Source organism: Xanthomonas nasturtii (assembly GCF_001660815.1).
Classification (GTDB): domain Bacteria; phylum Pseudomonadota; class Gammaproteobacteria; order Xanthomonadales; family Xanthomonadaceae; genus Xanthomonas; species Xanthomonas nasturtii.
The window spans coordinates 1-2,680 of record NZ_LYMI01000075.1 but is presented as its reverse complement, the minus strand read 5'-3'; the positions used below and the strand labels follow the sequence as shown (position 1 = coordinate 2,680).

The 2,680-nt window shown below is 65.6% G+C and carries 1 protein-coding gene and 1 pseudogene; one reads left to right on the top strand and one right to left on the bottom strand.

Features of this window, described 5'->3' with window-relative positions; translation table 11 throughout:
- Window positions 1-160: pseudogene (locus A7D16_RS22145) on the bottom strand (IS5/IS1182 family transposase); the annotation flags it as partial.
- A 161-nt stretch (window positions 161-321) separates the two neighbouring features.
- Between A7D16_RS22145 and avrBs3 the strand changes: the two are divergent.
- A partial coding sequence (gene avrBs3 / locus A7D16_RS19475; protein ID WP_064634871.1) for a type III secretion system effector avirulence protein AvrBs3 occupies window positions 322-2,680 on the top strand: 2,359 nt, incomplete at its 3' end.

The following is a 2,680-nucleotide window of genomic DNA, read 5'->3' as shown; positions in this document are numbered from 1 at the left end:
TGGCCGGCAATCGTGGCGATAGCGCCTGCTCCAACGCACTCCACGGCAGCCGATGGCTTAGTTGAACCAGTGGATGGCGCAGGTCGATCTGGTTTTCCAGACGCGAACGAAACAACTCATCGGCAGGTAGGTGCTCGGCAGCGGGACGGCGTGTGCGCATGGGCGAAAACTGCCAGAAACCAGTGCGTACATTAACGAAAACTGGCAGTTCCAGCACGCCGAAAATGCGGGGGACGGCCTGCAATGGATGTGGTTAGGGGTTTTTCAGGGGCGACCTTTTAGTCTTGAGGCAACCATCTTTTTTATAAAAAGGTATACCTGATGGATCCCATTCGTCCGCGCACTCCAAGTCCTGCCCACGAACTTCTGGCCGGACCCCAGCCGGATAGGGTTCAGCCGCAGCCGACTGCAGATCGCGGGGGGGCTCCGCCTGCTGGCAGCCCCCTGGATGGCTTGCCCGCTCGACGGACGATGTCCCGAACCCGTCTCCCGTCTCCCCCTGCACCCTTGCCTGCGTTCTCAGCGGGCAGTTTCAGCGATCTGCTCCGTCAGTTCGATCCGTCGCTTCTTGATACATCGCTTTTTGATTCGATGTCTGCCTTCGGCGCTCCTCATACAGAGGCTGCCTCAGGAGATGTGCAATCGGGTCTGCGTGCAGCCGATGACCCGCAAGCCACCGTGCAGGTCGCTGTGACGCCCGCGTGGCCGTCGCGCGCCAAGCCGGCACCGCGACGGCGTGCTGCGCAAGCCTCCGACGCTTCACCGGCCGCGCAGGTGGATCTACGCACCCTCGGCTACAGCCAGCAGCAGCAAGAGAAGATCAAACCGAAGGCTCATTCGACAGTAGCACAGCACCACGAGGCACTGATCGGCCATGGGTTTACACACGCGCACATCGTTGCGCTCAGCCAACACCCGGCAGCGTTAGGGACCATCGCTGTCAAGTACCAGGCCATGATCGCGGCGTTGCCGGAGGCGGCACATGAAGACATCGTTGGCGTCGGCAAACAGTGGTCCGGCGCACGCGCCCTGGAGGCATTGCTCACGGTGGGGGGAGAGTTGAGAGGTCCACCGTTACAGTTGGACACAGGCCAACTTCTCAAGATTGCAAAAGGTGGCGGTGTGACCGCGGTGGAAGCAGTGCATGCATGGCGCAATGCACTGACGGGCGCTCCCCTGAACCTGACACCGGCCCAGGTGGTGACCATCGCCAGCAATATTGGCGGCAAACAGGCGCTGGAGACGGTGCAGCGGCTGTTGCCGGTGCTGTGCGAGCAACATGGCCTGGCCCCGGACCAGGTGGTGGCCATCGCCAGCCACGATGGCGGCAAGCAGGCGCTGGAGACGGTGCAGCGGCTGTTGCTGGTGCTGTGCGAGCAACATGGCCTGACCCCGGCCCAGGTGGTGACCATCGCTAGCAATATTGGCGGCAAACAGGCGCTGGAGACGGTGCAGCGGCTGTTGCCGGTGCTGTGCGAGCAACATGGCCTGACCCCGGCCCAGGTGGTGACCATCGCCAGCAATATTGGCGGCAAGCAGGCGCTGGAGGCGGTGCAGCGGCTGTTGCCGGTGCTGTGCAAGCAACATGGCCTGACCCCGGAGCAGGTGGTGGCCATCGCCAGCAATGGCGGCGGCAAGCAGGCGCTGGAGACGGTGCAGCGGCTGTTGCCGGAGCTGTGCGAGCAACATGGCCTGACCCCGGACCAGGTGATGGCCATCGCCAGCAATGGCGGCGGCAAGCAGGCGCTGGAGGCGGTGCAGCGGCTGTTGCCGGAGCTGTGCGAGCAACATGGCCTGACCCCGGCCCAGGTGATGGCCATCGCCAGCAATGGCGGCGGCAAGCAGGCGCTGGAGGCGGTGCAGCGGCTGTTGCCGGAGCTGTGCGAGCAACATGGCCTGGCCCCGGACCAGGTGGTGGCCATCGCTAGCAATATTGGCGGCAAACAGGCGCTGGAGACGGTGCAGCGGCTGTTGCCGGTGCTGTGCGAGCAACATGGCCTGACCCCGGCCCGGGTGGTGGCCATCGCCAGCAATGGCGGCGGCAAGCAGGCGCTGCAGACGGTGCAGCGGCTGTTGCCGGTGCTGTGCGAGCAACATGGCCTGACCCCGGACCAGGTGGTGGCCATCGCCAGCAATGGCGGCGGCAAGCAGGCGCTGGAGACGGTGCAGCGGCTGTTGCCGGAGCTGTGCGAGCAACATGGCCTGACCCCGGACCAGGTGGTGGCCATCGCCAGCCACGATGGCGGCAAGCAGGCGCTGGAGGCGGTGCAGCGGCTGTTGCCGGAGCTGTGCGAGCAACATGGCCTGACCCCGGCCCGGGTGGTGGCCATCGCCAGCAATGGCGGCGGCAAGCAGGCGCTGGAGACGGTGCAGCGGCTGTTGCCGGAGCTGTGCGAGCAACATGGCCTGACCCCGGACCAGGTGGTGGCCATCGCCAGCCACGATNACGATGGCGGCAAGCAGGCGCTGGAGGCGGTGCAGCGGCTGTTGCCGGTGCTGTGCGAGCAACATGGCCTGACCCCGGCCCAGGTGGTGGCCATCGCCAGCAATAAGGGCGGCAAGCAGGCGCTGGAGACGGTGCAGCGGCTGTTGCCGGAGCTGTGCGAGCAACATGGCCTGACCCCGGACCAGGTGGTGGCCATCGCCAGCCACGATGGCGGCAAGCAGGCGCTGGAGGCGG